Source organism: Streptomyces sp. NPDC001027 (assembly GCF_040299045.1).
In the GTDB taxonomy this organism is placed as follows: Bacteria; Actinomycetota; Actinomycetes; order Streptomycetales; family Streptomycetaceae; genus Streptomyces.
Genome location: NZ_JBEPBI010000015.1, coordinates 52,812 through 79,335 on the forward strand (window position 1 = coordinate 52,812; position 26,524 = coordinate 79,335).

General features: G+C 74.1%; 25 protein-coding genes. 13 read left to right on the top strand and 12 right to left on the bottom strand.

Annotated elements, in window-relative coordinates:
- Window positions 1-136: 136 nt before the first annotated feature.
- From ABT300_RS07555 to ABT300_RS07590, 8 genes are all read right to left on the bottom strand, one after another.
- The gene (locus ABT300_RS07555; RefSeq protein WP_351673069.1) at window positions 137-1,003 is read right to left on the bottom strand and encodes a tyrosinase family protein; all 867 of its coding nucleotides are present in this window, start codon (window positions 1,001-1,003) and stop codon (window positions 137-139) included.
- Window positions 987-1,475, bottom strand: coding sequence for a tyrosinase family oxidase copper chaperone (locus tag ABT300_RS07560; RefSeq protein ID WP_351673070.1), 489 nt, complete (start codon window positions 1,473-1,475; stop codon window positions 987-989). Before ABT300_RS07560 ends, ABT300_RS07555 begins: the two co-directional genes overlap by 17 nt.
- Before the next feature lie 245 nt (window positions 1,476-1,720).
- Window positions 1,721-2,242: a hypothetical protein gene (locus tag ABT300_RS07565; protein ID WP_351673071.1), complete on the bottom strand. Its 522-nt coding sequence runs from the start codon at window positions 2,240-2,242 to the stop codon at window positions 1,721-1,723.
- 124 nt (window positions 2,243-2,366) lie between these two features.
- A complete protein-coding gene (locus tag ABT300_RS07570; protein WP_351673072.1) occupies window positions 2,367-2,963 on the bottom strand; it encodes a vitamin K epoxide reductase family protein in 597 nt (198 codons plus the stop codon).
- Window positions 2,963-3,460 (bottom strand): DUF5949 family protein, encoded by a 498-nt coding sequence (locus tag ABT300_RS07575; RefSeq protein ID WP_351673073.1) that lies wholly within the window; start codon window positions 3,458-3,460, stop codon window positions 2,963-2,965. Before ABT300_RS07575 ends, ABT300_RS07570 begins: the two co-directional genes overlap by 1 nt.
- A gap of 168 nt (window positions 3,461-3,628) precedes the next feature.
- Window positions 3,629-3,916, bottom strand: coding sequence for a hypothetical protein (locus tag ABT300_RS07580; protein WP_351673074.1), 288 nt, complete (start codon window positions 3,914-3,916; stop codon window positions 3,629-3,631).
- Between the two features lie 213 nt (window positions 3,917-4,129).
- Window positions 4,130-4,762, bottom strand: a complete 633-nt coding sequence (locus ABT300_RS07585) for a response regulator (RefSeq protein ID WP_351673075.1) — start codon at window positions 4,760-4,762, stop codon at window positions 4,130-4,132.
- Window positions 4,762-6,033: a sensor histidine kinase gene (locus ABT300_RS07590; RefSeq protein WP_351673100.1), complete on the bottom strand. Its 1,272-nt coding sequence runs from the start codon at window positions 6,031-6,033 to the stop codon at window positions 4,762-4,764. Before ABT300_RS07590 ends, ABT300_RS07585 begins: the two co-directional genes overlap by 1 nt.
- A 198-nt stretch (window positions 6,034-6,231) precedes the next feature.
- Between ABT300_RS07590 and ABT300_RS07595 the strand changes: the two genes are divergently transcribed.
- Both ABT300_RS07595 and ABT300_RS07600 read left to right on the top strand, forming a co-directional pair.
- Window positions 6,232-6,969: an ABC transporter ATP-binding protein gene (locus tag ABT300_RS07595; protein WP_351673076.1), complete on the top strand. Its 738-nt coding sequence runs from the start codon at window positions 6,232-6,234 to the stop codon at window positions 6,967-6,969.
- Window positions 6,963-9,419, top strand: a complete 2,457-nt coding sequence (locus ABT300_RS07600; protein ID WP_351673077.1) for an ABC transporter permease — start codon at window positions 6,963-6,965, stop codon at window positions 9,417-9,419. The genes ABT300_RS07595 and ABT300_RS07600 overlap by 7 nt, the downstream gene beginning before the upstream one ends.
- Before the next feature lie 270 nt (window positions 9,420-9,689).
- Here the strand turns inward: ABT300_RS07600 and ABT300_RS07605 are convergent, their stop codons facing one another.
- Both ABT300_RS07605 and chpG read right to left on the bottom strand, forming a co-directional pair.
- Window positions 9,690-10,517, bottom strand: a complete 828-nt coding sequence (locus tag ABT300_RS07605) for a hypothetical protein (RefSeq protein WP_351673078.1) — start codon at window positions 10,515-10,517, stop codon at window positions 9,690-9,692.
- A gap of 268 nt (window positions 10,518-10,785) precedes the next feature.
- Window positions 10,786-11,025, bottom strand: a complete 240-nt coding sequence (gene chpG, locus ABT300_RS07610; RefSeq protein WP_351673079.1) for a chaplin ChpG — start codon at window positions 11,023-11,025, stop codon at window positions 10,786-10,788.
- 239 nt (window positions 11,026-11,264) lie between these two features.
- Between chpG and ABT300_RS07615 the strand changes: the two genes are divergently transcribed.
- Genes ABT300_RS07615 through ABT300_RS07655 form a run of 9 tightly spaced genes read left to right on the top strand, consistent with a single transcriptional unit; the run spans window position 11,265 to window position 21,666 of the window.
- Window positions 11,265-12,368 carry a DUF3344 domain-containing protein gene (locus ABT300_RS07615; RefSeq protein ID WP_351673080.1) on the top strand — a complete coding sequence of 368 codons (1,104 nt, stop codon included), beginning with the start codon at window positions 11,265-11,267 and terminating at the stop codon, window positions 12,366-12,368.
- Between the two features lie 52 nt (window positions 12,369-12,420).
- Window positions 12,421-13,596: a glycosyltransferase gene (locus tag ABT300_RS07620; protein ID WP_351673081.1), complete on the top strand. Its 1,176-nt coding sequence runs from the start codon at window positions 12,421-12,423 to the stop codon at window positions 13,594-13,596.
- On the top strand, window positions 13,593-15,008 hold the full coding sequence (locus tag ABT300_RS07625; protein WP_351673082.1) for an exopolysaccharide biosynthesis polyprenyl glycosylphosphotransferase: 1,416 nt from the start codon (window positions 13,593-13,595) through the stop codon (window positions 15,006-15,008). The genes ABT300_RS07620 and ABT300_RS07625 overlap by 4 nt, the downstream gene beginning before the upstream one ends.
- 7 nt (window positions 15,009-15,015) lie before the next feature.
- A complete protein-coding gene (locus tag ABT300_RS07630; RefSeq protein WP_351673083.1) occupies window positions 15,016-16,338 on the top strand; it encodes an O-antigen ligase family protein in 1,323 nt (440 codons plus the stop codon).
- Entirely contained in the window at window positions 16,335-18,020 is a 1,686-nt protein-coding gene (gene murJ / locus ABT300_RS07635) for a murein biosynthesis integral membrane protein MurJ (RefSeq protein ID WP_351673084.1), read from the top strand. The genes ABT300_RS07630 and murJ overlap by 4 nt, the downstream gene beginning before the upstream one ends.
- A complete protein-coding gene (locus tag ABT300_RS07640) occupies window positions 18,007-18,747 on the top strand; it encodes a polysaccharide deacetylase family protein (RefSeq protein WP_351673085.1) in 741 nt (246 codons plus the stop codon). The genes murJ and ABT300_RS07640 overlap by 14 nt, the downstream gene beginning before the upstream one ends.
- Window positions 18,744-19,910 (top strand): glycosyltransferase, encoded by a 1,167-nt coding sequence (locus ABT300_RS07645; RefSeq protein WP_351673086.1) that lies wholly within the window; start codon window positions 18,744-18,746, stop codon window positions 19,908-19,910. Before ABT300_RS07640 ends, ABT300_RS07645 begins: the two co-directional genes overlap by 4 nt.
- Complete coding sequence (locus tag ABT300_RS07650; RefSeq protein ID WP_351673088.1) at window positions 19,907-20,554, top strand: YveK family protein; 648 nt, start codon at window positions 19,907-19,909, stop codon at window positions 20,552-20,554. Before ABT300_RS07645 ends, ABT300_RS07650 begins: the two co-directional genes overlap by 4 nt.
- Complete coding sequence (locus ABT300_RS07655; RefSeq protein ID WP_351673090.1) at window positions 20,551-21,666, top strand: GNAT family N-acetyltransferase; 1,116 nt, start codon at window positions 20,551-20,553, stop codon at window positions 21,664-21,666. The genes ABT300_RS07650 and ABT300_RS07655 overlap by 4 nt, the downstream gene beginning before the upstream one ends.
- 28 nt (window positions 21,667-21,694) lie before the next feature.
- On the opposite strand, the gene ABT300_RS07660 is transcribed toward ABT300_RS07655, so the two are convergent.
- Window positions 21,695-23,164, bottom strand: coding sequence for a glycoside hydrolase family 26 protein (locus tag ABT300_RS07660; RefSeq protein ID WP_351673092.1), 1,470 nt, complete (start codon window positions 23,162-23,164; stop codon window positions 21,695-21,697).
- Window positions 23,165-23,326: 162 nt separating this feature from the next.
- Between ABT300_RS07660 and ABT300_RS07665 the strand changes: the two genes are divergently transcribed.
- Complete coding sequence (locus ABT300_RS07665; RefSeq protein ID WP_351673094.1) at window positions 23,327-24,676, top strand: carboxylate--amine ligase; 1,350 nt, start codon at window positions 23,327-23,329, stop codon at window positions 24,674-24,676.
- On the top strand, window positions 24,676-25,920 hold the full coding sequence (locus tag ABT300_RS07670) for an FAD-dependent oxidoreductase (RefSeq protein ID WP_351673096.1): 1,245 nt from the start codon (window positions 24,676-24,678) through the stop codon (window positions 25,918-25,920). The genes ABT300_RS07665 and ABT300_RS07670 overlap by 1 nt, the downstream gene beginning before the upstream one ends.
- A gap of 115 nt (window positions 25,921-26,035) precedes the next feature.
- Here the strand turns inward: ABT300_RS07670 and ABT300_RS07675 are convergent, their stop codons facing one another.
- Window positions 26,036-26,152, bottom strand: coding sequence for an LPXTG cell wall anchor domain-containing protein (locus ABT300_RS07675; RefSeq protein ID WP_351673102.1), 117 nt, complete (start codon window positions 26,150-26,152; stop codon window positions 26,036-26,038).
- Window positions 26,153-26,524 lie beyond the last annotated feature (372 nt).

Consider the following 26,524-nt stretch of genomic DNA (forward strand, 5'->3'; position numbering starts at 1 on the left):
CTCGAGCGCCGGGGCTCTCCCCTTGTCGTCCCGACATCCCCTGCCGCCCCCGGCAGCCGGCGACCCGTGCCGGGGTCGGGCGCACCGGGCCGGGCCTGCCCGTCAGGCGTTCGGGTGTACCGGTCGGGCGTACCCGTCAGGCGTACCGGTAGATCCGGGACACGTCCTCCAGCTGATCCGGCGTCACGTCCCACGGCGGCAGCTTCTCCCGGCGGGCGACGACCCGCCGGTACTGGCCGTCGGCCGGCCCCGGCGGTTCGGCCGGCAGATAGCGGTGCTCGCGGTGGCGGCTCTGCCAGCGGGTCCACAGCAGGTCGATGAAGGCGTGGTGCAGCCAGAAGACGGGGTCGTTGACGGACGCGCCGCCCAGCATGACCCCGCCCACCCAGCGGTGCACCCGGTTGTGGTTGCGCCAGGCGGCGCTGCCCGAACCGGTCCCCCAGCCCTCCAGCTTGTTGCGGAAGCCGCGGGTGAGGGTCGAGTCGTAGGGCGAGACGTCGTAGACCGGGTCCTTCAGCGCCCACTCCACGTCGGCGGCGGTGGGCAGGTCGATCGGGGCGGTGGCCCGGCCGAGGTCCCGGGTGAGGAACTTCCCGTCGGTGACGTTCTCCTTGAGGGTCCAGTCGCCGGTGGCGTAGGCGAACGGCCCGGTGGTCACCCGGTGGTCGGAGCGCCGTCCGTTGCCGCCCAGCAGGTCCGCCGTCCAGGGCGTGCCGGTCGCGGTGCGCCGGCGCGTCCAGTCCCAGTAGGGCACCGTCACGGAGGAGTCGACCCGGCGCAGCGCCTCCTCCAGGTCGAGCAGGAACCTGCGGTGCCAGGGCAGGAAGGACGGCGCCATGTGGGCGCTGCGCAGGCCGCCTTCGCCGTCCGCGACGTAGTGGTCGATGTGCATGCGCACGAACTCGTCGTACTCCCCCTTTCGTTTGATCTCGAGCAGCGCGTTCACGAAGCGCCGCCGTTCGGCGGCGGTGAGCGTGCTGACGTCCTTACGGATGTAGGCCATGGTGTCCCCCCATGTGCGTGTCGTCGTGGTGTGCCGGGCCCGCCTCGCGGAGCCGCTGTCCGGGGCCGAGTTCGTCGACGGCGGCCCGGGCCGCCTCCAGCGGGGTGGCGTACGAGCGGTAGTGGTCGACCATGCTCAGCCAGGTGCCGTCGGCGCGGCGCATGAGGTGCAGTGGGCGGCCGTCGACCGTGACCGTCCACTGGGCGTGGCCCGCGCCGGCGGTCCCGGCCGTGGTGAGGAGCCCCCGGATGCGCCGCCCCCGGTAGGTCTCGTCGAACGAGGTGTCCGCGGAACCGTCGTCCGCCGGGCCGCGCGGCCGGGTGGCGGCGACGACCGGGACCATCGCGAGGGCGGCGGACGCGCCGAGCAGACCGCGCAGCAGGTCGCGCCGCCGTGTGGGGCGCGTGGTGACCGGTCTTGCCGGACCCGCCGCCGGCGCGGCCAGGGGTACTGAGTCGGCGCTGACGGCCATGGTGTTCTCCTCGTCCCGGTTCGCTCGCCCCCGTGGTCCGGCGGCTTCCTTCGTGGGGGTAACCGTCCGGTGGGCCGACTGGTCACCGCCCGGCCCTCGATCGGCTGCCGCGGCGGGGAGCCCGGACACGGCGACGGGCCCGGGACGAGGCGTCCGGGCCCGTGGTCGTGGCGGTTCGTCAGCTGATTCCTCAGCGGTTCGTCAAGGTGCCTCAGGAGTTCCTCACGGGTTCGCGGCAGCGGCCTCTACAGCCCCTCGCTCAGGCCGAGGTCCGCGCCGGGGACGGCCTGCAGCACGGGGGTGATCACACCGACCTGGGGCGTCTGGAGGTCCGGCAGACCGAAGCGGTCGGGGTTGGGCGCGGTGAGCGGGGCGTCCAGCGCCAGGCCCGGCCCCTGGGTGCGCAGGTCGGAGGCGGGGGCGTCGAGGCCGAGGTGGTTGAAGTCGGCGCCGAGGACCTCCGGCAGGGGCGCGCGCAGGCCGAGGCCCGGCAGTCCGGCGGCGACGGGCAGCTGGGGGACGACCCGGTCCGGGATGAGCCGGCCCTCGACGAAGCGCGGGCCCTCGGGCGCGCCCGGCGTCGGCAGGGGGAGCTCGCCGCCGACCGTGGGCAGTTCCACGTTGAGGGACTTCTCGACGCCGTCCAGCGGAACCGGGACGGGCACCGTGCCGATCGCGGCGGCCGGGGTCGCGGAGACGGCGGCGCCTGCGGCGGCGGCCACACAGGTGATCACTGCGGCGAGGGTTCCTCGGGTGGTCGACTTCATCTCGGGTATGGTCCCTTTCGACGGGTGAGCGGGGAGGCCTTGTGTCCGTACCGGGTAACGAGCCGGAAAACGGCATCAGTTCACAATTCCCCCGGCTGCCGTAATAGTGCTACCGCCGCGCCGGTCAGCCGGTCCAGAAACTCCACCACCGGGTCAGGATCAGCATCCCGATCGCCCCGATGTGCAACAGCGGCAGCACCCAGGTGAATTCGGCGAAGAACGTGCGCACGCCGGCCGGAGCGGGCAGAAGTCCGTGCCGCACGTCGAACGAGACGGCGTACCAGAACGCGAGAATCGTGGCGATCCACGCCAGGCAGCACCACAGACACAGCGCGTTGATCCGGTACAGCGACTCGAACTGCAGCCAGGACACGAACCCCACCCCGAACAGACAGCCGGCGGTGAAGGTCAGCCAGTACCAGCGCGGGAAGGCGGCCCGGGCGAGCAGGCTCATGCCGACGCACACGACCATGCCGTAGGCCACGAGGCCGAGCATCGGATTGGGGAACCCGAACACCGAGGCCTGGTCGCTCTGCATGACGCTGCCGCAGGAGACGACCGGGTTCAGGCTGCACCCCGGAGTGAATCCGGGGTCCTCCAGCAGCTTGAACTCGTCGAGGGTGATGACCCAGGACGCCAGCAGCCCGGCCGCGCCGGCCAGGACCAGCAGCAGGGCGAACGCGCGGCTGCCGCCGACGACCGCAGGCTGCGGCGGCCTCATCAGCCGCGCAGGCGGCGGGCGGGCAGGACGATGTGCGCCGCCGCCGTCAGGGTCTCTTCGGCGCCCGCGAACGCGGCCAGCGCCTCGGGCGTGACGGGCTGTCCGGGGGTGGCCTCGGGCCAGGCGCGGCAGGTCAGGACGAGGTAGGCGTAGCCGCGCTGCTCGACGGCCGCGAGCCACTCCGCCGGCGGCCGGCACTGGGCGTTGAGGCCGGGCATGTTCAGGACGGCCGTGCCGGACTCGACCAGCAGGGTGAACGGCAGGCTGGGCCGCTCGGCGCCGTCGACGACGCCGCCGACGGGCATGCCGTTGTCGCCGAGCAGCCGCGCGACGGCGAGGGCGGTCCCCTCGGGGCCCTCCGCGGTGTCGCCGAGGGAGTACGCGAGGAGGTAGGGCATGTCGCTGCCGTCGGGAGCCTCGCCGCTCCACGGCATCACGACGAGGGTGCCCAGGTCGGTCACGCGAAAGGGCCGGGTTGCGCTGGGGGTTGAGGTCACCGCGCGACCTTATCGGCGTGCCGGAGGGCGTCCGGGCGCGTTCTCACCCGACCGGGGGACGCAGGTGCGCTGCTCCACACGAACGAGGGACGCGCCGCTCGACCGGTCTCGAACAGCGCGCAGGGCCGGTGCCGTCGGCGACGGGACCGGCCCTGCGACGGGGGCGTCTCAGCCCAGCAGCGGCAGCCCGCCGAGGAGCGGGTTGTGGGTGTTGAGGGCCTCGGCGGCGCTGTTCACGGTGTGGAGGACGGAGTCCTTGTTCTCGGTGTCGAGCGCGTCCGACTGGTGCTGCAGGGGCAGCGCGTCCTCCACGTCGATCGGCCCCCTGGCGAGGGTGTCCACGGCGCCGTTGAGGCTGGTGGGCGTGAGGTCGGCGGGGGCGGCGAACGCGGGCGCGGCGACACCGGCGAGCACCACGGATCCGGCGACGACGACGGCAGCCTTCAGGGACTTCATCGGATTCCTTTCATCGGCGACTCTGCGGCTCGGAACGGCAGGTCACCAGGGGAAATTCTGACGCCGTGCCTAACGAGCACCGTCCGATGCGGAAACCGTGTGCACAGAATTTCCGCACCCTTGTGCGCAGTCGGTCAGTGACCAGCTGCAGAAGCGGTACTTCGGGGCGGGCTCCGAGTCCTCAAGGCATGGCGGCTCGGCGCCCTCGGTGGGTCATGCCCGCAGGTAAGTGAGGACGGCCAGGACCCTGCGGTGGGTCTTGTCCGTCGGAGGCAGGTCCAGCTTGGTGAGGATGTTGCCGATGTGCTTGCCGACCGCCGCTTCGGAGACCACCAGCTCCTTGGCGATCGCGCCGTTGGATCTGCCTTCGGCGATCAGTGCCAGTACCTCGCGTTCGCGCGGGGTGAGCTGCTCCAGCGGATCGCGGCGGCGGCGCAGCAACTGGCGCACCACCTCGGGGTCGACCACCGTCCCGCCGTCCGCCACCTTGTGCAGCGCTTCCACGAACTCCTCAATCTGTCCGACTCGGTCCTTGAGCAGATAGCCGACGCCTGTTCCGTCGCCGGAGTCCAGGAGTTCGGCGGCGTACGTCCGCTGTACGTACTGACTGAGGACCAGGACCGGGAGTGTGGGGCGCTTCTCGCGCAGCCGCACTGCCGCGTGCAGCCCTTCGTCTTGGAACCCGGGCGGCATGCGTACGTCCGTCACCACGATGTCGGGGGCATGTTCCTCGACTGCGGACATCAGTGCCTGCGCGTTCCCGACGGCCGACACCACTTCGTGGCCGCAGCGGCTGAGCAGACCGATGAGTCCTTCCCGCAGCAGCACGCTGTCTTCGGCCAGCACTACGCGAAGCGGTCGGCCGCCTCGGTCAACTCGCAAGGAAACTCCACACGCAACAGTGTCGGCCCACCCGGCGGACTGGTCAGGGCAAGTCTGCCATCCAGGACCGAAACCCGGTCCGCGAGACCGGTGAGGCCGCTGCCCGCCGAGGGGTCCGCGCCGCCGCAGCCGTCGTCGCGCACTTCGAGGAACAGGCGTCCGTCGCGATGACCGCCGCTCACCTGTGCGCGGTCGGCCCCGCTGTGCTTGGCGACGTTGGCCAGCGCCTCGCAGACCACGAAGTACGCCGCGGACTCGACCGCCTCGGTTGGTCGGCCGGGCAGTTCGAGGTCGATGTGGACGGGGACCGCGCAACGGTCGGCGGCGTCGGCGACCGCTGCGTGAAGGCCGTAGTCCGTGAGGACCTTGGGGTAGATGCCCTGAATCAGCTCGCGCAGTTCCGCGAGCGCCTTGCCCGCCTCTTCGTGGGCCCTGGTGAGCTGGTCGGCGAGCGGGCCGGGCGGGGCGTCGAGGCGGGCCAGACCGAGGGCCATCGTCAGGGCCACGAGGCGCTGTTGGGCGCCGTCGTGCAGATCACGCTCGATACGGCGCCGCTCGGCCTCGAAGGCATCCACCAACCGGGCGCGGGAGCGGGCCAGTTCGACGACCCTGGCGCCGAGCTCGCCCTCGCGGGAGGCGATCAGCAGCCGGGCCAGCTCTGAGCGGGCGCCTGCCGTGGCACCGAGCACGTATGCGCCCAGGCCCATCAGGAGCAGGCCCAGTACGGCGACCCCGAAAGCGGTCGGCCATGTGGTGACCGTCCACTGCTTGAGCACCTTCGCCTCGTGGCCGTCGCCGACCGTGGCCATCAGCAGCGGGGTGGCGACCGTGGACAGCGGGACGAGCAGGGCGACGGTGATCGCCAGGGCGTCCACCGGCCACAGCAGCCCGGCGAACAGGAGCGCGTACCCGAGCTCCCGCCAGGTCCCCTGTTCGCGCAGCCGGGTGGTCAGCCAGGCCCACAGTCCCGGCGCGGTCGGCGCCCGGCGCCGGCCGGACACCGGGTTGCGGTCGATCAGGCGCAGCCTTCGCCGCTCCACCCAGGCCACCGGGATCCCGCTGAGGGCGACGACGACGAGCAGGGGCAGCCCCACCAAGACGATGGCGAGCGCACCGCAGACCGCTGCCACCGTCACGATCCCCACCAAGGTGGCGACTCCGGTCACCGCGCCGGTGAACAGATACGCGGCGGAGCGCCAGGGCCAGGCCGACAGCAGGAAGCCGGGCCGTGACATGGCCTGCCACACGTTCCGAGGGTGCATGTGCATGACCGTAAGCGGCTGCACCGGTCCGGTGCCATCGGTCCAGGGTCCGTATCGGGGGTAGGCCTGGCACTACCCCAAGTCTCCTTCGGGCCGTACTGCGTCACGCGGGGTTTCCGCGGTTTCGTGGAGGAACCAACGAGCCGAGGAGCAGGTACTGGTGGGGAACATATGAGCAACGACGCGATCCGATTGCACTCCGTGACCCGGCGGTACAGCTCGGGCGGTGCGTCCGTCACCGCCCTCGACGAGGTGTCGCTCGCCTTCCCGAGGGGGACCTTCACCGCCGTGATGGGCCCCTCCGGGTCCGGCAAGTCGACCCTGCTGCAGTGCGCCGCAGGCCTGGACCGGCCCACATCGGGCTCGGTCACCGTGAGCGACACGGAGCTGACCAGGCTGAGCGAGACCGAGTTGACCCTGCTGCGCCGCGAGCGCATCGGCTTTGTGTTCCAGGCGTTCAACCTGCTGCCCTCGCTGACCGCCGAGCAGAACGTGGCCCTGCCCCTGCGGCTGGCCGGCCGTCGCCCGAAGAAGGCCCAGGTGCGGGAGGTGCTCGAGCAGGTCGGAATCGGCGACCGCGCGCGGCACCGCCCGACGGAGATGTCCGGCGGCCAGCAGCAGCGGGTTGCCCTGGCCCGCGCCCTGATCACCCGACCCGAAGTGCTGTTCGGCGATGAGCCGACCGGCGCGCTCGACTCGCAGACCGGCCGCGAGGTGCTGACCCTGCTGCGCGGCATGGTCGACCGGGACGGCCAGACGATCATCATGGTCACCCACGACCCCGTCGCCGCCTCCTACGCCGACCGCGTCGTCTTCCTCGTCGACGGCCGAGTCAACGGTGAGCTGATCGGCGCCTTGGCCGAGGACATCGCGGCGCGCATGACCAAGCTCGAGGCGGCGCCGTGCTGAGCACCGCGCTGCGCACCCTGCGCACCCGCTGGGTCACCTTCGTCGGCAGTTTCGTCGCCCTCTGCCTGGGTGTGGCGCTGGTCGCCGTGATGGGGCTGGCCCTGGCCTCCTCGCTGGACGCACCCGATCGGGGGCCGGAGCGGTTCGCCGCCGCGCCGGTCGTCGTCAAGGGGCAGGACACCCTCGAGGTGCCCACCTCGGTCGGCGACCGCACCCAGAAGCTCGCTCAGCCGCGTGCCGTGCCCGACCACGCGGTCGCGAAGCTGCGGGATCTCGGGACCGTGGTCGAGGACCGGTCGTTCGCGGTGCGGGCCGAGGGCGGCCCCGCCGATCTGGTGGGCCACCCCTGGTCCACGGCAGCCTTCGCGCCGTACGACCTCGACGCGGGACGCGCGCCCGAGGCCGCTGACGAGGTCGTCGTCAGCGGCGAGTGGGCCCGTCCGGGCGCCCGGGTGCGCACTGACGGCGGCACCGTGCGCGTCGTCGGCACCGTGGCCGGGCTCGGCTTCGAGAACGCCGTGTTCTACACCGACACCCGCGCCGCCGAACTGTCGCCGCGCAGCCTCCAGCTCGTGGTCGACGCCGATGCGGCGGCCGTGCGCAAGGCGGTGCGCGGCAGTGAAGGCGTCAAGGTCCTCACCGGGGACGCGCGCCGGTACGCCGACGCCGACCCCGACCGGGACAGCGAGGCCCTCACCGCGATGAACGCCATGTTCGGCACGGCCGGCGGCGTCGCCGGATTCGTGTCGGTGTTCGTGGTGGCCTCGACCTTCGCGTTCGCGGTGGCCCAGCGGCGCCGCGAGTTCGGGCTGCTGCGTACCGCCGGGGCGACCCCGGGGCAGATCCGCCGCATGGTCGTCCACGAGGCCCTCGTGGTCGGTGTGCTCGCCTCGGCCGCCGGCTGTGCGCTCGGTTCCTACGGGGCTCCCGAGCTCGCCGAGTGGGCGGTCGACGAGAGCCTCGCGCCTCGTTGGTTCACCATCGGCGACTACACCTGGCCCTATCACACGGCGTTCTGGACGGGCCTGTTCGTGGCCCTGTGCGGCGTGCTGGCCGCGTCCTGGCGGGCGGGGCGCACCGGTCCCACCGAGGCGCTGCGCGAGGCGTCCGTGGACACCCGGCCGATGACATGCGGTCGCCGGCTGGTCGGCGGGGCTCTGCTGATCACCGCCGCGGTGACGCTGGCCCTGGCCCTGGTGACGAACCCAGGCGACCTGCTGCAGCGCAAGACCTATGTGAGCCGGCCGATGCTGCTGATCACTGCGGTCGCGCTGCTCGCGCCGGTGCTGGTGCGGCCACTGGCCCGGATGATCGCCTGGCTGCCGGCCCAACTGCCGGGCGCCGTGGGGATGCTGGTGCGGGAGAACGCCGCCGCCGGGGTGCGCCGCACCGCCGCCGTCGCGGCGCCCGTGCTGGTCTTGGTCGCGCTGGCGGGCTCGCTGCTCGGCGCCACGAGAACCCTCGACGAGGCGAAGGCGACCGAGGTGCGCGAGCAGACGGCCGCCGACTTCGTGGTCACTCCGGCGGGCGACGCCGGCTTCGACGATGCGACGCTGCGGCGGCTGCAGGCCGTGTCCGGCGTCGAGGTCTCGACGAGCTCGTCGAGCGCCGTGTACGTCCTGGAGGACGGCGTGGCGCTCATCAGGTCCGATGCCAGGGCCGTCGAGCCGGAACCGCTCGCGGCAACGGCCCGTCTCCCGCTCGCCGCAGGGAAGGTGGGCGATCTGGACGACGACTCGATCATCGTCAACGAGGAGTGGGAGCAGCACACCGTGGGCGAGCGGGTGGACGTATGGCTCGGTGACGGCACGAGGAAGTCCCTGAAGATCGCCGCGGTCATGACCATCGGCACCGGCGACAACGGCGTCTACGTCACCCTGCGCAACGCTCCCGCGGCTCCCGTCGACCGGGTCGATGTCCGCCTCGCGGCCGGCGCCGACGCGGGCGCCGTGGCCGTCGGTCTGCGTCAGGCGACGCGGGCGTCCGGCGGGCAGGTCCTGACCAGGGGCGCCTGGGTGCGGGCGAGGTATCCCGAGACCGACCGGACGACCCGGATGGGCTTCTTCCTGGTCCTCGGGATCGCTCTTCTCTACACCGGCATCTCGCTGGCCAACACGATGGTCATGGCGACCTCCGACCGGGCCCGCGAGCTGGCTGTGCTGCGGCTGGCCGGCGCCACCAGGTGGCAGGTGCTGCGGCTGGTGGGCGCCGAGGCGCTGATGGTGGTCATGGTCGGCGGACTGTCGGGAGCGCTGGTCGCCGTGCTCAACCTGGTGGGCATGTGGAGCGCGCTGGGTCTGCTCTCGGTGTGGACGTCCATCGAAATCCCGTGGGCAACGCTCGCGGCCGCTCTGAGCGCCTGCGCGGTGCTCGCCGTGATCTCGGCGGTCGCTCCGGCCGCCCTCGCCTTGCGCCGCAGGGCAGTGGGGCTGGCGGACGTACGTGAGTGACCTCTGACCGGCGCCGGCCTGCCCGGATGCAGGCCTCGTGGATCAAAGAACGTGAAGCCGCCACGGGCGTTGCTCGCCTGGCCCCCGTCCCCTCCAGGCGGTCGGGCTGAGGAAGCGGTCAATTGCCAGCTGCAAACCCTGACCACAAGCACCCCGGCCGCCTCTGAGGGCGGGGCCGGGGTGCGGATGTTCCGAGAACTGCCGTGCCGGGACTGCGGCCGGGACTGCCGTGCCGGAACTGCCGTGCCGGGAACGGTCGTCCGGCGGCCGTCAGCCGACCGGGAGCACCGGCGCCGCCGGAGCCGCGGGCCCCACGGACAGCGCGGGAGCGGCCGGCAGGGCGGGAGCGGGCGGCAAGGCCGGAGCCGCGGGCGGCGGAGCGGCCGGAAGGGCCGGTGCGGCGGGCGCCTCCGGCGCGGCGGCGGGTGTCTCCACCGGCAGCTCCGGCAGGGACAGGCCGAGCCCGGCCAGCGTCGCGGCCAGCAGGTCGAGCAGGCCGTCCACCACACCGGAGACCGCCGACACGATGGCGCCCACGTCGAGCGAGGTCGCCGCCGTGAGCAGGTCGTCGACGGTCTTCTGCACGGCGGCGAGAGCGTCGGACACCGGGTCGGCGGCCGCCTTCGGCTTTGCGGCAGCGACGGTCGACGTCGGCGCGGAGGCCGCGAGCCCCGAAGCGGCCGGGAGCGCGGGGGCGGGCGGAGCGGCCGGAGCGGCGGGGGCGGCCGGGAGGGCGGCCGCCGGGTCGGCGGGCAGGGCAGGCGCGGCCGTCCCCGCCGTCGCGCCGATCTTCGCGACGGCTGCCTTGACGGCCTCGGCGAGCTGGGTCGCCTGATCGGCGGTGAGTTGACCGTCCTCGGCCTTGAGGGCGGTTCTGAGCAGCTTGGTGACGGGGGTGATCACGGCGCCGAGACGGCCGAGGCCCTCGACCTGGGCGAGCAGCGCGGCGCTGCCGGGGACCGGCGCGTCCGACGCCGCGGCGACGCGCTCACGGGCCGCGGCTCGATCGGCCGCCAGGGCGGCGGGGGCGGCGACGCCGAGGACGAGGGAGGCGCACAGAGCGGTGGAAGCGATACGCCGTGCGGGCAGACCACGCATGAGAAATCCTTTCGATTGCGTCTGGTCTTTCGCCCACCGTGCGAATGTAATGTCACACTCCGCAACAGGTCGAACGCGTGCAGTGATCGACAGCGGTCTGTTCCACTCGCTCCGCCGCAGGTGGAAGCGCTGTCAAGGCCCGCCGAGCGTGTCGCGGCCCGTCCGCCCGTTCGGGGCAACGCGTTTCGCAAACGCGAACGGCCGCCCTCCTGGCGGGAGGGCGGCCGTTCGACGGATGACGTGTCGTGACCTCGGAGACGAGGTGACGTCAGTCGTTGACGCAGGTGTTGCCGAACGCCGGGTTCAGCAGGCCGACCACGTTGATCGTGTTGCCGCAGACGTTGACCGGGATGTGGACGGGAACCTGGACGACGTTGCCCGACAGCACGCCCGGGGAGTGCGCGGCGACGGCGTTCGCGCCACTGTCGGCGGCGGCGATGCCGGAGGCGCCGACGACGGCCGCGGCGGCAACGGAGGTCAGGGCCAGGCCCTTCGCGATACGCGACATGGAGAGGTGCTCCTTGGGGTTTTGACACAAACACCTGGGCGGGGATGCCCGGCGCTGAGGTCAACGCGCGGGCGGCGCGGGGGTTGTGCCGCCAAATGAGTGATGTCAGCCGGGGCTTCGCTTCACCATTCCGACACACTTGTCCTGTTTCTACGGATTAATCCGGACAGAAGTTAGAGTTGCGCCCCATCTGCCGCACGCCTATAGCAAGCAAATCGCACGAAAGGCCACTGCCGGTCATGCGCAATTCCCTGGGTCCGCTGTTGCGCCGCGCGACGGTCGGCGTTCTCGCCCTCGCCTCGCTCTGGGCGCCGTCCGGCGCCCGTGCGGCCGGCGCGCCGCCCGCCACGGAGGCGAAGAGCCTCGCCTTCCAGCAGCGCTACCACGCCACGCAGCACGGCGGGATCGTCCGCGCGGCCAACGCGGCCATCAGCTGCCGGGCCGCTCCGGCGGTCCGGGCGGCGCCCTCCTGCCCCGCCGTCCGCCAGGGCGGGGCAGGCGTCAACAACGGCTTCGACATGTTCTACGTCGACGTCGACGACGACCCGAACACCTACAACTCCTCCCGCGCCGAGGTCCGTCTGCCCAAGGGCGCACAGGTGACGTACGCGCGCCTGTACTGGGGCGGCAACCTGCGCGTGGGAGAGCAGAAGCCGCCCAAGGACAACGGGAGGGTGCTCATCGCCGAGCCCGGCGGGGCGTACAAGGCGGTGCTCGCGGACACGGTCGTCGGCCACCGGGTGGCTCAGGGCGCCGACGCCTTCCAGGCCTCCGCGGACGTGACCCGGCTGGTGCGTCAGAGCGGCCGGGGCCTCTACACGGTCGCCCAGGTGAACGTGGCCATGGGCCGCTCGACCACCGGAGCGTGGGGCGGCTGGACGATGGTCGTGGCGTACCGCAACGCGGCGGAGCCGCTGCGCCACCTGTCGGTGTGGGACGGCTTCGACACCCTCGGCTCCCCGGCCGGCAAGGAGATCCGGCTGCGCGGGCTGGACATCGCGCCCGGCGCGGGCGGCCGGGCCGGGCTCGTGGCCTACGACGGAGACCGCGGCCGTTCGGGTGATTCGCTCATGTTCTCGACCGGTGGCGCGCCGTTCACCGCGCTCACCGACCCGGTCAATCCATCTGACGATGTGTTGAACTCCACGATCAGCGAGCCGGGGGAGGCTCCGGCGGCGCGTGTACCGGCGTACGTCAACACACTCGGCTACGACTCCGACGTGTTCGATCTCCGCAGGGGTTTGCGGCACGGCGGTGACCAGCTGGCCGTTCGGCTCGTTTCCCACCGGGACGCGGCGTGGGCCGGGGCGCTCTTCGTAGCCGTCGACACACGGAAGAAGTAATCAGGCGCGTTCCTGCAGTCCCGAGCGCCACCGTGAGCGAGGAATCCGCGCAATGCACCAGCCAGAACCCGACGCCGGGCCCCGGGTCCTGCACCTCACCCAGCCCGTGGAAGGCGGGGTCGCCCGGGTCGTGACCGACCTGACGCGGGCCCAGCTCGCGGCGGGGCTGCACGTCACCGTGGCCTGCCCGGCCGGCGGGCTCGCCGGGGAACTGCGGTCCCTGGGCGCGCGGACCCGGCACTGGGCGGCGACCCGGTCGCCGGGCCCTTCCCTCCCCGGCGAGGTGCGGCGGCTCGCACGCCTGATCGCCGAGGTACGCCCCGACCTCGTGCACGCGCACAGCGCGAAGGCGGGGCTCGTCGGCCGGCTCGCGGTGCGCGGCCGGATCCCGACCGTGTTCCAGCCGCACGCCTGGTCCTTCGAGGCCGTCGGGGGCGCCACCGCCGCGCTCGCCCTCCACTGGGAACGGTGGGGGGCGCGTTGGGCGGACCGGCTGGTGTGCGTGAGCGAGGCGGAACGCGCCGCCGGCCTGCGGGCGGGGATCGCCGCACGGTGGAGCGTCGTCCCCAACGGCATCGACTCCGGGCGTTTCCACCCCGCCTCCGTCGACACCGTGCGGGCCTCGCTGCTGCCCGGCCTCGACCCGGCCGCCCCGCTGGTGGTGTGCGTGGGGCGGCTGTGCCGGCAGAAGGGGCAGGACGTGCTGCTGCAGGCCTGGGACACGATCGTGGCCAGGACGCCCGCCGCCCGGCTGGCGCTGGTCGGCGACGGCCCGGACGCGGCGCGTCTGCGGTCGGCGGCGCCGGAGTCGGTGCTCTTCGCGGGGGCCGTCGCCGACGCCGTGCCCTGGTACCAGGCCGCCGATCTGGTGGTGCTGCCCTCGCGCTGGGAGGGCATGGCGCTGGCCCCCCTGGAGGCGATGGCCTGCGGAAGACCCGTGGTGGTGACCGAGGTGAACGGCGCCCGGGAGAGCCTGCCGGCCGGACTCGCCGAGCACTGCCTCGCCCCCGCCGAGAACCCCGCGGCGCTCGCCGACGCGGTCTGCGCCCTGCTGTCCGACCCGCTGCTGCGCGAGTCGCTCGGCCACCGGGGACGTCGGCACGTCCTGGCCGTGCACGACGTGCGGCGCACGGCCGAGGCGGTCGAGTGCGTGTACCGCGAGCTGCTCACGACCACCAAAGGGGCGCGGGTCGCGCCCACCGAGTGCAGGGAGTCCATCCACTCGTGACTGCGGAAAGCACCGTCCCCTCTCCCGGCACGCAGGCCGGATACTCGCCCGTCTCGGTCATCCCGCGGCGGGGCAGCGCAGCGGGATTCCGGTTCCCCGCCCGCCGGCCCCCGGCGCCGCCCGCCTCGCCGCTGCCGCTGCTGCTCGCCGACGGCCTCGCCGCGTGCGCGGGCGCGCTGGCCCTGACCGGGGCGCAACGCCGCCCGTTACTGATGGCCCTGCTGGTGGCGGCGACGATACTGCTGCGTCCGCAGCGTCCGCGTCCGGTGGCGGGGGTGCTCGACGAACTGCCCGCCGTGTGCGGCCGGATCGCGGTGGCCTGGCTCGCGCTCGGCGCGCTCGCCGCGGCGTGGAACCCGGCGCACGCCCTCTCGGCCCGCACTCTGGTCGTCGGCTGCGCGGCGCAGGCCGCGGTCGGCTGCGCGGCCCGTGCGGTCGTGCATCTGCGCCGGCGCCGGGCGCTGCTGCGCCGGCCCCGCGCCGCTCTCGTCATCGGCCCCGCGACGACCGCGCAGCGGGTGGCCGCGGCCGTGCTGCGGCATCCCCGGTGCGGGGTGCAGCCGGTCGGGGTCGTGGCCGAGAGCTCCGGCGGCGGCGAGGGGCTGCCGGTGCTGACCTCCGGTCAGGAGGTGCAGCGGGCCCTCATCCAGAACGGCGTGCGGGACGTGCTGTGCGTCCACCCCGCCGTGCGCAGCGTGCAGGGCCCGCTGCTGCGGGCGCTCGCCGAGTCGGGCTGCACGGTGTGGGAGGTCGACGCCGACACCCCTTCGTACGCGAGCCGCGAGCAACTGGCCGGGTTCTCCTGCCGGCGCCTCGACCTGGGCGCCCGGCGGCGCGGCAGCCTCGGCAAGCGGCTGCTGGACGTCGTGGTCTCCGGGACGCTGCTGCTGCTGGTGAGCCCGCTGCTGCTGCTGTGCGCGGCCGTGCTGCGGCTGACCGACGGCCCCGGGGTGGTCTTCCGGCAGGAGCGCATCGGCAAGGACGGCCGGCCCTTCACCCTGCTGAAGTTCCGCACCCACCGCCCGGTCGACGAGCACGAGTCGGCGACCCGCTGGAGCGTGGCCGGCGAACGGGAGATGAGCCGCTTCTGCCGTTTTCTGCGCCAGACCTCGCTGGACGAGCTGCTCCAGTTGTGGAACGTCCTGCGCGGCGACATGAGCCTCGTCGGCCCGCGCCCCGAACGCCCCTTCTTCGTCGGCCAGTTCAGCCAGACCTACCCCGGTTACGCGGCGCGTCACCGGATGCGGACCGGCATCACCGGCCTCGCCCAGGTGCAGGGGCTGCGCGGGGACACCTCGATCGAGGACCGGGCCCGCTTCGACAACGCGTACATCGACAACTGGTCGCTGTGGCAGGACGTGTGCATCCTGCTGCGCACCGCGGCCGCCCTCGTGCGACCGACCGGGAGCTGAACCGCCGATGACCTTCGCCCCGCCCCTTGCGCTGACGCTGCCCCGCGCCCGGACGCTGTCACCGGTCCTGCCGGTGGTCGCCGTGATCGCCCTGCTCGGTCTCCCCCTCTCCCCCGGCGGCGAGGGCGGCGCCGGGCCGGCCGACGCGCTGTCCGCGCTGGTCGTGCTGTTCTGCGTGGTGCGGCTGCTGCGGCAGCGGCGGCGCCCGCTGTCCCGTACGGCGGCCGTGGTCCTCGCGATGCCGGTCGCGGGGCTCGCGCTCGCGGCGATGGGTGCGTCCTCGCCGGGCGCGGGTCTCACCGGCCTCGGCCGCTATCTGCAGATCTTCGTGCTGGTCCCCGCGGCGGTCGTGCTGCTCGTCCGGGACCGGGCCGACCTGCGGGTGCTCGCCTGGTCGTTCGTCGGGCTCGCGGGCTGGCAGGGGGCCGTCGGCGTCCACCAGTTCGTCACCGGGACCGGCGCCTCCTACCAGGGCGAGACGATCCGGGCGGTCGGCACCTTCGGCCCGCAGGACGTGATGGGCATGGCGACCGTCGTCTCCTTCGGGCTCGTCTGCGCGGTCGGTCTGGCGCTCGGCGCTTCCGCTGCGCGGCAGCGGGCCGTCGCCGCCGCCGCCGCGCTCGCCCTGCTGGCGCCGCTCGCGCTCTCCTTCAGCCGGGGCGCGTGGATCGCGACCGCGCTGACGTGCACGGTCCAGCTGGTCCTCGCCGGACTGCGCCGGGCCCTCAAGGTCGGCGCGGCGGCGATCGCCGCCGGGGTGGTGCTGGTGGGCGGCTTCGGCGTCGGCTCGGCGATGCTCCAGGAGCGCGTCAACAGCATCACGCAGGTCGCGGACGCCCCCGACCAGTCGGTCACCGACCGGTACGCCCTGTGGACGTCCGCGGTCGGCATGTGGGCCGAACAGCCGCTCACCGGCGTCGGGTTGAAGGGCTTCCCCGAGCACCGGGACGCGCACGCCCCGCTCGCGCTGTCCTCCGGCAGCGACACCGACGGCGCGGGCTCCGGCTTCGTCCGGCAGCCGCTGCTGTCCCCGCACAACATGTATCTGCTGGTCCTCGGCGAACAGGGGCTGATCGGACTGCTCGCCCTCGCGGGCGGCTGGCTGGCGATGCTGGCGTGCGGGCTGCGGGGGTGGCTGCGGGCCCGGCGCTGCGGCCGCGGCCTCGACTGCGCGCTGTTCGCCTGCGGCCTGCTGGTCTGGCAGCTGATCGACTTCGTGTACGCCGACATCGGCGGGCCGTCGACGGTGCTGACCGCCGTCGTCTTCGGGGTCGTCGCCTGGTGGGCCCTGGTCGGCGCCGGCGGCCTCGGGGAGGCGCAGACCCGATGACCGTGACGCCTCCTCGGACACCCCGCACGGACGGGCCCGTGTCCGTGCCGCCCGCACGATCCGCGGCGCGGTCCGGGGAGACGGCCCCCGAGGCTGCCGGTGAGGCCGGCGAACTCCCCGCCGCCTCCAGCGGCTTCCTCGCCAAGGCCGCGCTCGTCACCGCCGCCCTGTCGGTGGCCGGGGCCCTGCTCGGGCTGGTCCGGGACCAGTCGCTGGCCCGGCTCTTCGGGGCGGGCAGCGACACCGACGCCTTCCTCGTCGCGTGGACCGTGCCCGAGTTCGCGGCCACCTTGCTGATCGAGGACGGACTGGCGTTCGCCCTCATCCCGGCGTTCAGCATGGCGCTGGCCCGCCGCTCCCGGGGCGCGCCCGGCGACCCGGTCCGGGCGCTGGTCGCCGGCACGCTGCCCCGGCTGTCGCTGGCGTTCGTCGCGGTCGGCGCGCTGCTCGTCGGCGCCGCCCCGCAGGTCGTCGACGTCCTCGCGCCCGGTCTGCCCGACCCGGCGCTCGCCGTCGACTGCACCCGGCTGACCGCGACCTGCGCGGTGAGCTTCGGTCTCGCCGGGTACTGCAGCGCGGCCCTGCGCGCCCACCGGCGGTATGTGGCGCCCGCGGCGATCTACGTCGCCTACAACGTGGGCATCGTCACCGGGATGTTCGCGCTGGGCGGGCGCTGGGGCGTGCGGTCGGCGGCGGCCGGGGTGGCGGTGGGCGGGATGCTCATGGTCCTCGTGCAGCTGCCCTCGCTGATCGGTCAGCTCCGCAAGGGCCGTACGGGCGGGGCGGCGCCCGTCGGCCAGGAGGAGCCGCGGCCGCTGGACACCGCGCTGCTGGCGACGGTCCTGCTCTTCGCGCTGTGCCGGCAGTCCCAGACGCTCATCGAGCGATTCCTCGCCTCCCAGCTTCCGGCGGGGGCGATCTCGCACCTCAACTACGCGCAGAAGGTCGCACAGATGCCGATGATCCTTTCGGTGATGGTGTGCACGGTGACCTTCCCCGTGGTCGCGCGGGCGCTGGCCGAGGGGGACGCCGAGCGGGCCCGCAGCCGGGTGGAACGGGATCTGGCCCTGGCGTCGTGCATCGTGCTGCTGGGCACGGCCGCGGTCGTGGCGTGCGCCCCGCAGATCGTCGAGGTGCTCTTCCAGCGCGGCGCGTTCACCGCCCGCGACACGGCGGCGACGGCGGGCGTCATGCGGGTGTACGCGCTCGGGCTGCTCGGCCAGACCCTGGTGGGCGTGCTGGTCCGCTCCTACTTCTCGGGAGGCCGCGGCTCCTGGTACCCGGTCTGCTCGATGGCCGCCGGGATCGTCGTGACGTCCTGGATCGGCGCGTTGAGCGTCGGCCCCTGGGGGGTGTACGGCATCGCCGTCGCCAACGCGACCGGCATCACCGTCACCGCCCTGGTGCTGCTGGCCGGCATGGGCCCGCGCAGCGTCCCGATCCGCGTCCGGGGCGTGCTGGGCGAGCTGAGCCGGCCGGTGCGCGCGGCGCTGGCGGCCACCCTCGCCGGGGCGCTCGCCGCCGCACGGTTCGCCGACCCGGTGCGGGGGCTCGCCGTCGGGGGCCTCACCGTGACCGTCGTCTTCCTGCTGCTGGGGCGGGCCCTGGGCGCCCAGGGCGTCGTCTCCGCATTCCGTTCCGTACGTTCCGCGACCCGAAAGCTCTGCCATGGCCGCTCCTGACCGCAGCACCCGCGCCCCCGTCCCGTGGGTGGCGATGTACCACTCCGTGAGCGACTGCTCCGAGGATCCCTACTGCATCACGGTGACCCCCCAGCGGTTGGAGCAGCAGCTGACGTGGCTGCGCCGGCGCGGTCTGCGCGGCGTCTCCGTGGCCGAGCTGCTGGCCGCCCGCGCGCGGGGCGAGGGACGCGACCTGGTGGGCCTCACCTTCGACGACGGCTACGCCGACTTCCTCACCGGGGCGCTGCCGGTGCTGCGCCGACAGGGCTGCAACGCCACCCTGTTCGTGTTGCCCGGCCGGCTGGGCGGCGACAACGCCTGGGACCCGCTGGGGCCGCGCAAGCCCCTGCTCACCGCCGACGGCATCCGCAGCGCGGCCGGTGAGGGCGTCGAGATCGGCTCGCACGGCCTCACCCACGTCGATCTGACCCGGGCCGACGACAGCACCCTGAAGGCGGAGACGGTCGAGAGCCGTGCCGCGCTCGCCGAGCTCCTCGGCGCCGAGGTCGAGGGGTTCTGCTACCCGTACGGGACGGTCGACCGGCGTGCCGTGGACGCCGTGGGCGAGGCCGGTTACGCCTACGCCTGCGCGATCGACCCCGGGCCGCTGAACGGCCTGCACGCCCTCCCGCGGGTCCATGTCGGGCAGGGCGACGACGCCGTCCGGCTGTTCCTGAAGTACCGGCTGCACCGGTTGCGCCGACGGCCCGTGGAGGGGCTGCGGTGAAGGCGCTGCACATCATCACGGGGCTGGGCGTGGGCGGCGCCGAGCAGCAGTTGCGGCTGCTGCTGCGGCATCTGCCGGTCGACTGCGAGGTGGTGACGCTCACCAACCCGGGCTCGGTGGCCGACGGGCTCGCCGAGGACGGCGTCAGGGTCGTCCATCTGGGCATGGCCGGCAACCGTGACCTGGGCGCGCTGCCGCGGCTGGTCCGGGTGGTCCGTTCCGGCGGCTACGACCTCGTGCACACGCATCTCTACCGGGCCTGCGTCTACGGCCGGCTGGCCGCGCGGCTCGCCGGGGTCCGCGCGGTGGTGGCCACCGAACACTCCCTGGGCGACTCACAGATGGAGGGACGGCCGCTGACCTCCGGGGTGCGCGCGCTGTATCTCGCCAGCGAGCGGCTGGGCCGCACCACGGTCGCCGTCTCCCCCACGGTCGCCGACCGGCTGCGCGGCTGGGGCGTGCCGGAACCGCGCATCGAGGTCGTCCCCAACGGCATCGACCTGGCCCGCTTCCGCTTCGATCCGGCGGCCCGCCTGCGCACCCGCAGGCGCCTCGGGCTGCCCGACGACGCGTGTGTCGTGGGCGGCGTCGGACGTCTGACGGCCGGCAAGCGCTTCGACGTCGTCATCCGCGCCCTCGCCCGGCTCACGCCGGACCACTGGCTGCTGCTGGTCGGCGGCGGGCCGGAGGAGAACGTGCTGCGGCGCGTCGCGCAGGAGGCCGGGGTCGCCGACCGGGTCCTGTTCACCGGCGAGCGCCCCTATGTCGCGGACGGCTCCGGCGGCCCCGACCTGCCCTCCCTGGCGTGCGCCATGGACGTGTTCGTCTCGCCGTCCCCCGAGGAGACCTTCGGGCTGGCCGTCGTGGAGGCGCTGGCGTCGGGTCTGCCCGTGCTCTACGCCTCCTGTCCTGCGATCGAGCAGCTGCCCGCCGGTGCGGCGCCGGGCGCGCGCCGGGTGACCGGCGGCGCCGACGCGTTCGTCCGCGCGCTGTCCTCGCACCGCGCGCAGGCGCCCGGACCGCGCACCGCCCCCGAGGCGGCGCTCCACTACGACATCGCCCGCAGCGCCGCCCAGCTCATGGACGTGTACGCGACCACCGTTTCCGGACCACCCCTGTCGTCCTCCGCTTCCCCGACACCCCAGGGAGTCAGTTCCCCATGACCGAGAACCCTCGCCGTCCCGCCGCCCTGCGCCGCGCCAAGGCGCTCCCGCCCTGGGCGCTGCTCGCGGCCGGCGCCGTCGCCGGCGGTCTGCTCGGCGGCGCCTACGGGGCCGTCAAGGCGCCCGAGTACACGGCCACCGCCTATGTCGTCGCCGTCCCCACGGCGAAGTCCGACCCCGCCTCGGCGCTCGGCTTCGCGCAGGCCTACGGCCGGGTCGCCACCCAGCTCGCGGTGCTCGGGGACGCGCAGGTGTGGGCGGGCGTGCCGGTGCGGACGCTCCAGCAGAGCGTGCAGACGGCGACCTCGCCGGACGCCCCGATGGTCTCGATCACGGCGACCTCGCCGCGCGCCGACCTGGCCGCCGACATGGCCAACGCGGTCTCCCGCTCGCTGACGCAGCACGCGAAGAGCTCCCAGGCCACCACCAACGTCGAACTCCAGCAGTTCGCCCGGGCGGTGAAGCCGACCGGGCCCTCCTCGGCGTCCCCCGTCCTGACCGGCGCGGTGGGGGCGAGCGCGGGCGGGCTGCTCGGCGGGCTGGTGCTGCTGGCGCGGCCGAGGCGGGGCCGGGAGGAGGAGGGCGCGCGTCCCGCCGCCGTCCCCGGCCCGGCTCTCGCCGCGGACGCCCACGGGGCGCTGTGAAGCCGACGTTCACCACCGAGGTCGTCACCGACGAACAGGCCTTCGCCGCTCTCGCCCCGGCCTGGGACCGGCTGTACCAGCGGTGCGCGACGGCCACCCCTTTCCAGAGCCACGCCTGGCTGCACTCGTGGTGGCTGTCGTACGGCCGCCCGGGCCGGCTGCGCCTGCAGCTGGTCCGGGAGGGCGCCGAACTCGTGGCCGTCGCTCCGCTGACCGCTGTGCGCCGCCCGGTGCCCGCGCTCGTGCCGCTCGGCGGGGCGATCTCCGACTACGGGGACGTCCTGGTGGACGACGGGCACGGCGAGCGGGCCGTCGACGCGCTCACCGGGGCTCTCGCGGCCGCCGCCCGCACCGCGCTGATCGACTTCCGCGAGGTGCGGCCGGGCGGTGCGGTGGAGCGCGTCTACGAGCACTGGCGCGGGCCGCGTCGGCGGGTCGGCGACTCGGTGTGCCTGGAGCTGCCCGCCGTGCCCATGGACGAGCTGGTGGCCCGGCTGCCGTCGGCGAAGGCGCAGCGGGTGCGCGCCAAACTGCGCAAGCTGACCGCGCTCGGCGTGCAGCGCCAGGCGGTGCGCCCGGAGGAGGTGGACTCGGCGCTGCGGCGGCTGCTGGAACTGCACCGGTTGCAGTGGCAGGGGCGGAAGGTGACGGGCGAGCACCTGCGCGACCGGTTCTGCGAGCACCTGGTGCGCTCGGTGGGTCCGATGGTGCGCTCCGGGGCCGCGGTGGTCACCGAGTTCCGGCTCGACGACGACGTGGTGGCGGTGGATCTGACGCTGTTGTCGCGGCGGCTGGCCGGGGGCTACCTCTACGGCGCCCATCCGCGGCTGCGGGAGCGCAAGGCGGACGTGGCGGTGATGCTGCTGGAGGCGTGCGCCGAGCACACCCGGGACGGGGGGCGGGCCGCGCTGAGCCTGCTGCGCGGCGACGAGCCGTACAAGCACCACTGGCGGCCCGAACCGGTCGTCAACCAGCGGCTGCTGCTGGCCCGTCGGCGCACCGCCCCGCTGCTGTCGGCGGTGGCGTGCGACGTGGCCGCGCGGCGGCGGGGCAAGGAGCTGCTGCTCCGGCGGGAGCAGCGGAGGGAGCGTGCCGGTGGCGGCGGGCCCTGACGCGGACCTGCCGCCACCGCACGTCGGTTCACCCGTTGCGCGACCACCAGTCCAGGCGGATGCACAGCTTGCCGCCGAGCCAGTACTCGACCCAGTCGCCGAGGTCCATCGGCGTGCAGTTCACCGGGGGTTCGCCGGTGGGGTCGGTGGTGGGCGGGGTCGTGGGCTCGGTGGTGGGCGGGGTCGTCGGGTCGGTGCTGGGCGCCGGGGTGGTCGGCTCGGTGGCCGGCTCGTCGGTGCGGCCGGACAGCAGCGACCGGTAGACCTCGGACGAGCGCGGGTTCTGCCCGCACTGCCACACGCCGTGCGGGCAGTAGTCGGTCAGCGTGTTGTACAGCGGCCGGTGCTCGTCCATCCAGGCGATCATGCGGCGCATGTACTCGGTGTTGTCGCCGTTGCGGAAGAGTCCCCATTCGGGATAGGAGATCGGCTTGCCGTGGGATCGGGCGAAGTCCACGTGTGCCTGGAGTCCGTAGGGCTCACTCACCTGTTCGTCGAAGGACAGGCCGGACGGCTGATCGTACGAGTCCATTCCGATGATGTCGACCGTGTCGTCCCCCGGATAGCACTCCGTCCACGCGACGGCGTCCTTTCCGCGCGTCGGCGTGAAGTCGAACCTGAATTCCTGGCCCGGCACCGCGCGCATGGCGGTGACGATCCTGTTCCAGTACTTCTTCCAGGCCTCCGGGTCCGGCCCGCAGCGATGGGTGTACGTGATGCCGTTCATCTCCCAGCCGAGCACGATCACGGTGTCCGGCGCCTTCAGGGCGACCAACCGCTCGGCGAGAGCCGTGAAGTGGTGATCGAACTCGCCGTCCGCGCCCTGCCGCAGCAGCCGGCGCACCTCGGCGTCGGAGACGCCCTCCTCGTTGCGCTCCATCATGGGCACGTTGAGGACGAGCATCCGGTCGTCCTTCTCCCGCCGCCAGTCCGCCCAGACGTCGAGGAAGCCGGCCGGGCCCTCGATGTTCTGCCACCGGTCGCCCGGCAGGTAGGTGTGGCCGACGCGCAGGTCGGAGCCGCCGAGCCAGGCGCTGAGCTCGGCGATGCGGGCCACGCCGCGGGCTCCGTAGTCGAGGTAGGCGCCGAAGGCGGGGGCGGCGGCCTTCGTCGGCGAGGCGGAGGGCGCGGGCGTCTGCGCGGGGGATGCGCCCGGGGTCGCTCCGGGGGATGCGCCCACAGATGCGCCCGGGGTCTCGGTCGGGGTCGGGGTCTGGTTCGCGGTCTGCGTCGGGGACTCGTTCGGGGTGGGTGCGGGGCTCGCCTCTGCCGCCGGAGTCGTGGCCGGGGCGGGGACGGCCGGCTCGGGCGCGGCGGGCGCCGGGGCGGTCGAGGGGGGAGCCGGGACGGTGGGGGTGGGAGCGGGAGGATCGGCGACCCGTGCCACCCCCGCGCCCGCGGCGAATCCAGGTCCGGACGCCAGGGCGGCCGAGGCCGCGACGGCTGCCGCGACGACGGCAAGCCGCCGCGACCGTGCGCGTCGCTGTCGTGGAGCCATGCCTGCTCCTTTCTCCACTCGCGCGTAACGCGCACTGCCCGCGCATTACTGACACTCAGTCATATGAAAGTCACACAAAAAGGATCCACGCCACCGCCGATACGGCTTTCGAGTGCCTTGATCGCCCATATCGGTGAACCGAGCCGAAGGACCCGCTGAAAAATGCCCCAGTCGCCCCTCGACACCCGCGTGCCCGCCGTCCTCCTGCGCATCGACCGGAATCCCTTTCACCACGGCACGCTGGGCGCCGTGCGCTCCCTCGGCCGGGCCGGAGTCGACGTGCACCTGATCGCCGACTCGACGGGAAGTCCCGTGCGCACCTCCCGTTTCGTACGCGAGTCGCACCCCCCGCCGCCGCCCGGCGCCGCCCCCGCCGACATCGCCGCCACCCTGCTGCGGGTGGCCGCCCGCGTCGAACGGCCCGCCGTGCTCATCCCGATGGACGACGCGGGCGCCATCGCGGTGAGCCGGCTGCGCGACGAGCTGACGCCGGCCTACCTCCTGCCGCAGCAGCCCGGCGCGCTGCCCGAACGGGTCGCCGACAAGGCGGAACTGGTCGCCCTGTGCGCGGCGGCGGACGTGCCGCACCCGCTCACGGTGATCCCGGACAGCGCGGCGCAGGCCGCCTCCGAGGCCTGGCGGCTCGGCCTGCCGGTGGTGGCGAAGTGGAGCCGGCCCTGGCTGCTGCCCGCCGGCTCGGGACTGCGCAGCACGGCCCTGGTGCGCTCCCCCCAGGAAGCGCGCGAACTGTATCTGCGCACCGAGGAGGCGGGCAGTCGGCTGCTCCTCCAGGCCTTCCTGCCGCCGGGAGCGGACCGCGACTGGTTCTTCCACGGGTACGCCGACCGCTCCGGCTCGCTCCGGGCCGGCGGCTCCGGCCGCAAACTGTGCGCCTGGCCGCGAGGGGCCGGGCTCACCGCGGTCGGCGAGTGGACGGAGAACCCCGAGGTGCGCACGCACGCCGAGCGCCTCGTCGACACCCTCGGCCACCGGGGCATCCTCGACCTCGACTTCCGCCGCTGCGGCGGAACCGGCGCGTACCACCTGCTCGACTTCAACCCACGCCCCGGCGCCCAGTTCCGGCTCTTCACCGACGCCGCCGGAGTGGACGTCGTCCGCGCACAGCACCTGGACCTGACGCACCGTCCGCTGCCCGTCGGGGAGCCGCGGCCCGGGCGGAGGTTCGTCGTGGAGAACTACGCGCCGCTGACCGCGCTGCGACCGACCCGCCGGGGCCGCGAACTGGCCTGGCACGCGGGCGACGACACCGCTCCCGGCCGGGCCATGTGGGGCCTGTGGGGCGCGCACGTCACCCGCCGGCTGCTCCACCGGCTGCGCGGCCAGGACCCGGCGGCCGACGCCGCAGACGAGCGCCGCGTGGTCCGCCAGTCACCGCCGCCCCCGTCCTCCCTGACCCGCCTGCGCACCCAGACCGGACCTGGCGCACAGAGCGGACGCACCGCACCGGCCGCGGCCGGACCGACCGACGACGAGAAAGCGAGCAGCTGCTGATGTACGACCTGCTGGTGGTGGGAGCGGGCCCGTACGGCCTGTCCATCGCCTCCCACGCGGCGGACGCCGGGCTGAGCCTGCGCGTCTTCGGCCGGCCGATGGCTTCCTGGCGCGACAACATGCCGGGCGGGATGTTCCTCAAGTCCGAGCCGTGGGCGTCCAATCTCTCCGACCCGGCGGCCCGCTGGCGGCTCGACGCCTACTGCGCGACCCTGGGCGTGACGGCCCGGCACGGACACCCGATCCCCGTGGAGACGTTCGCCGAGTACGGACTGTGGTTCGCCCGCAACGCCGTCCCCGAGGTGGACGAGCGCACGGTGGTCCGCATCGCGTCCCTGCCCGGCGGCTTCGAGGCGGTCACCGAGGACGGCGAGACCGTGCGGGCCCGCACGGTCGCCCTCGCGGTCGGCGTGATGCCCTTCGTGGAGATCCCGGCCGCCCTGCGCGGCCTGCCCTCCTCGCTCGTCTCGCACAGCAGCCACCACGGCGACCTCGACCGCTTCCGCGGCCGGGACGTCACCGTGATCGGCGGCGGGCAGGCCGCGCTCGAGACGGCCGCCCTGCTCGCCGAACAGGGCACCCGGGTCCGTGTGCTGGCCCGCTCGGACCGGCTGCACTGGAACGACGTGCCGCCGCCCTGGGAGCGCCCGTGGTGGCGGTCGGCCCGCTCCCCGCACAGCGGCCTCGGCTGCGGCTGGCGCAACTGGTTCTACGCCGAACGCCCCGGCCTCTACCGGCGACTCCCGGAGCCGACCCGGGCGCGGATCGCGGCGACGGCGCTCGGACCGGCCGGCGCCTGGTGGGTGCGCGACCGGGTGGAGGGCGCCGTGGAGGTGTGCCTCGACCACGAGGTGACGGCGGCACGCGCGGCGGACGGCGGGGTGCGGCTGGACGTGACGGGGGCGGACCCCTTCGAGACCGAGCACGTGATCGCGGCCACCGGCTTCCGGGCGACCCGCGAACGGCTCGGACTCCTTGACGGCCCGCTGCGCGACGCCCTGGCCACGGTGGCCGACGGCTCCCCCGAGGTGGGCCGGGACTTCGAGTCCTCCTGCCCCGGACTGTTCATGGCCGGCCTGGTGACGGCGGCCGGGTTCGGGCCGGCGATGCGCTTCGTGCACGGCGCGACCTTCACGGCGGGGACCCTCGTCCGGGGCGTCCGGCGCCGGCTGCACACGGGGCTGCCGGGTGCGGCGATCCCGGCGCCCGGCCGGCGCGGGGCGACGGAGACCGTGCGGCGCTGAGCGCGCCGAGGGCCTGTCGTCGGGACCCGCTCGCAGCGAGTGCGGCGTGATTCGACGACAGGCCCCGGGTACGGTGCCGACGCCGGCCGCGTGTGCGGGCCGACGCCGGATGCGGTCACCGCCGGGAGGCGGCCCTGCCTCGCCGGTACAGAACGGCGCCGCCCGCGATCAGCGCCGCGCTGACGCCGGAGGCCGCCAGCAACGCCGCGTTGTCACTGCCGGTGTGCGGCAGCTCGGGCGGGGTGTGCCCGCCGCCACCGCCGTTGTGCGGAGGCGCGGTGTGCCCGCCACCAGGCGGGGTGCTGTGCCCGCCGTACGGGGGCGGGGTGCTGTGCCCGCCGTGCGGAGGGGGCGTGCTCTGGCCTCCGCCGGGCGGCGTGGAGTGCCCGCCACCGGGAGGAGTCGAGTGACCGCCGCCGGGAGGCGTGCTGTGGCCCCCGCCAGGAGGCGTCGAGTGACCCCCGCCGGGAGGCGTGGAGTGACCGCCACCGGGAGGCGTGCTGTGGCCCCCGCCAGGAGGCGTCGAGTGACCCCCGCCGGGCGGCGTGCTGTGGCCCCCGCCGGGAGGCGTGGAGTGACCACCGCCGGGCGGCGTGCTGTGGCC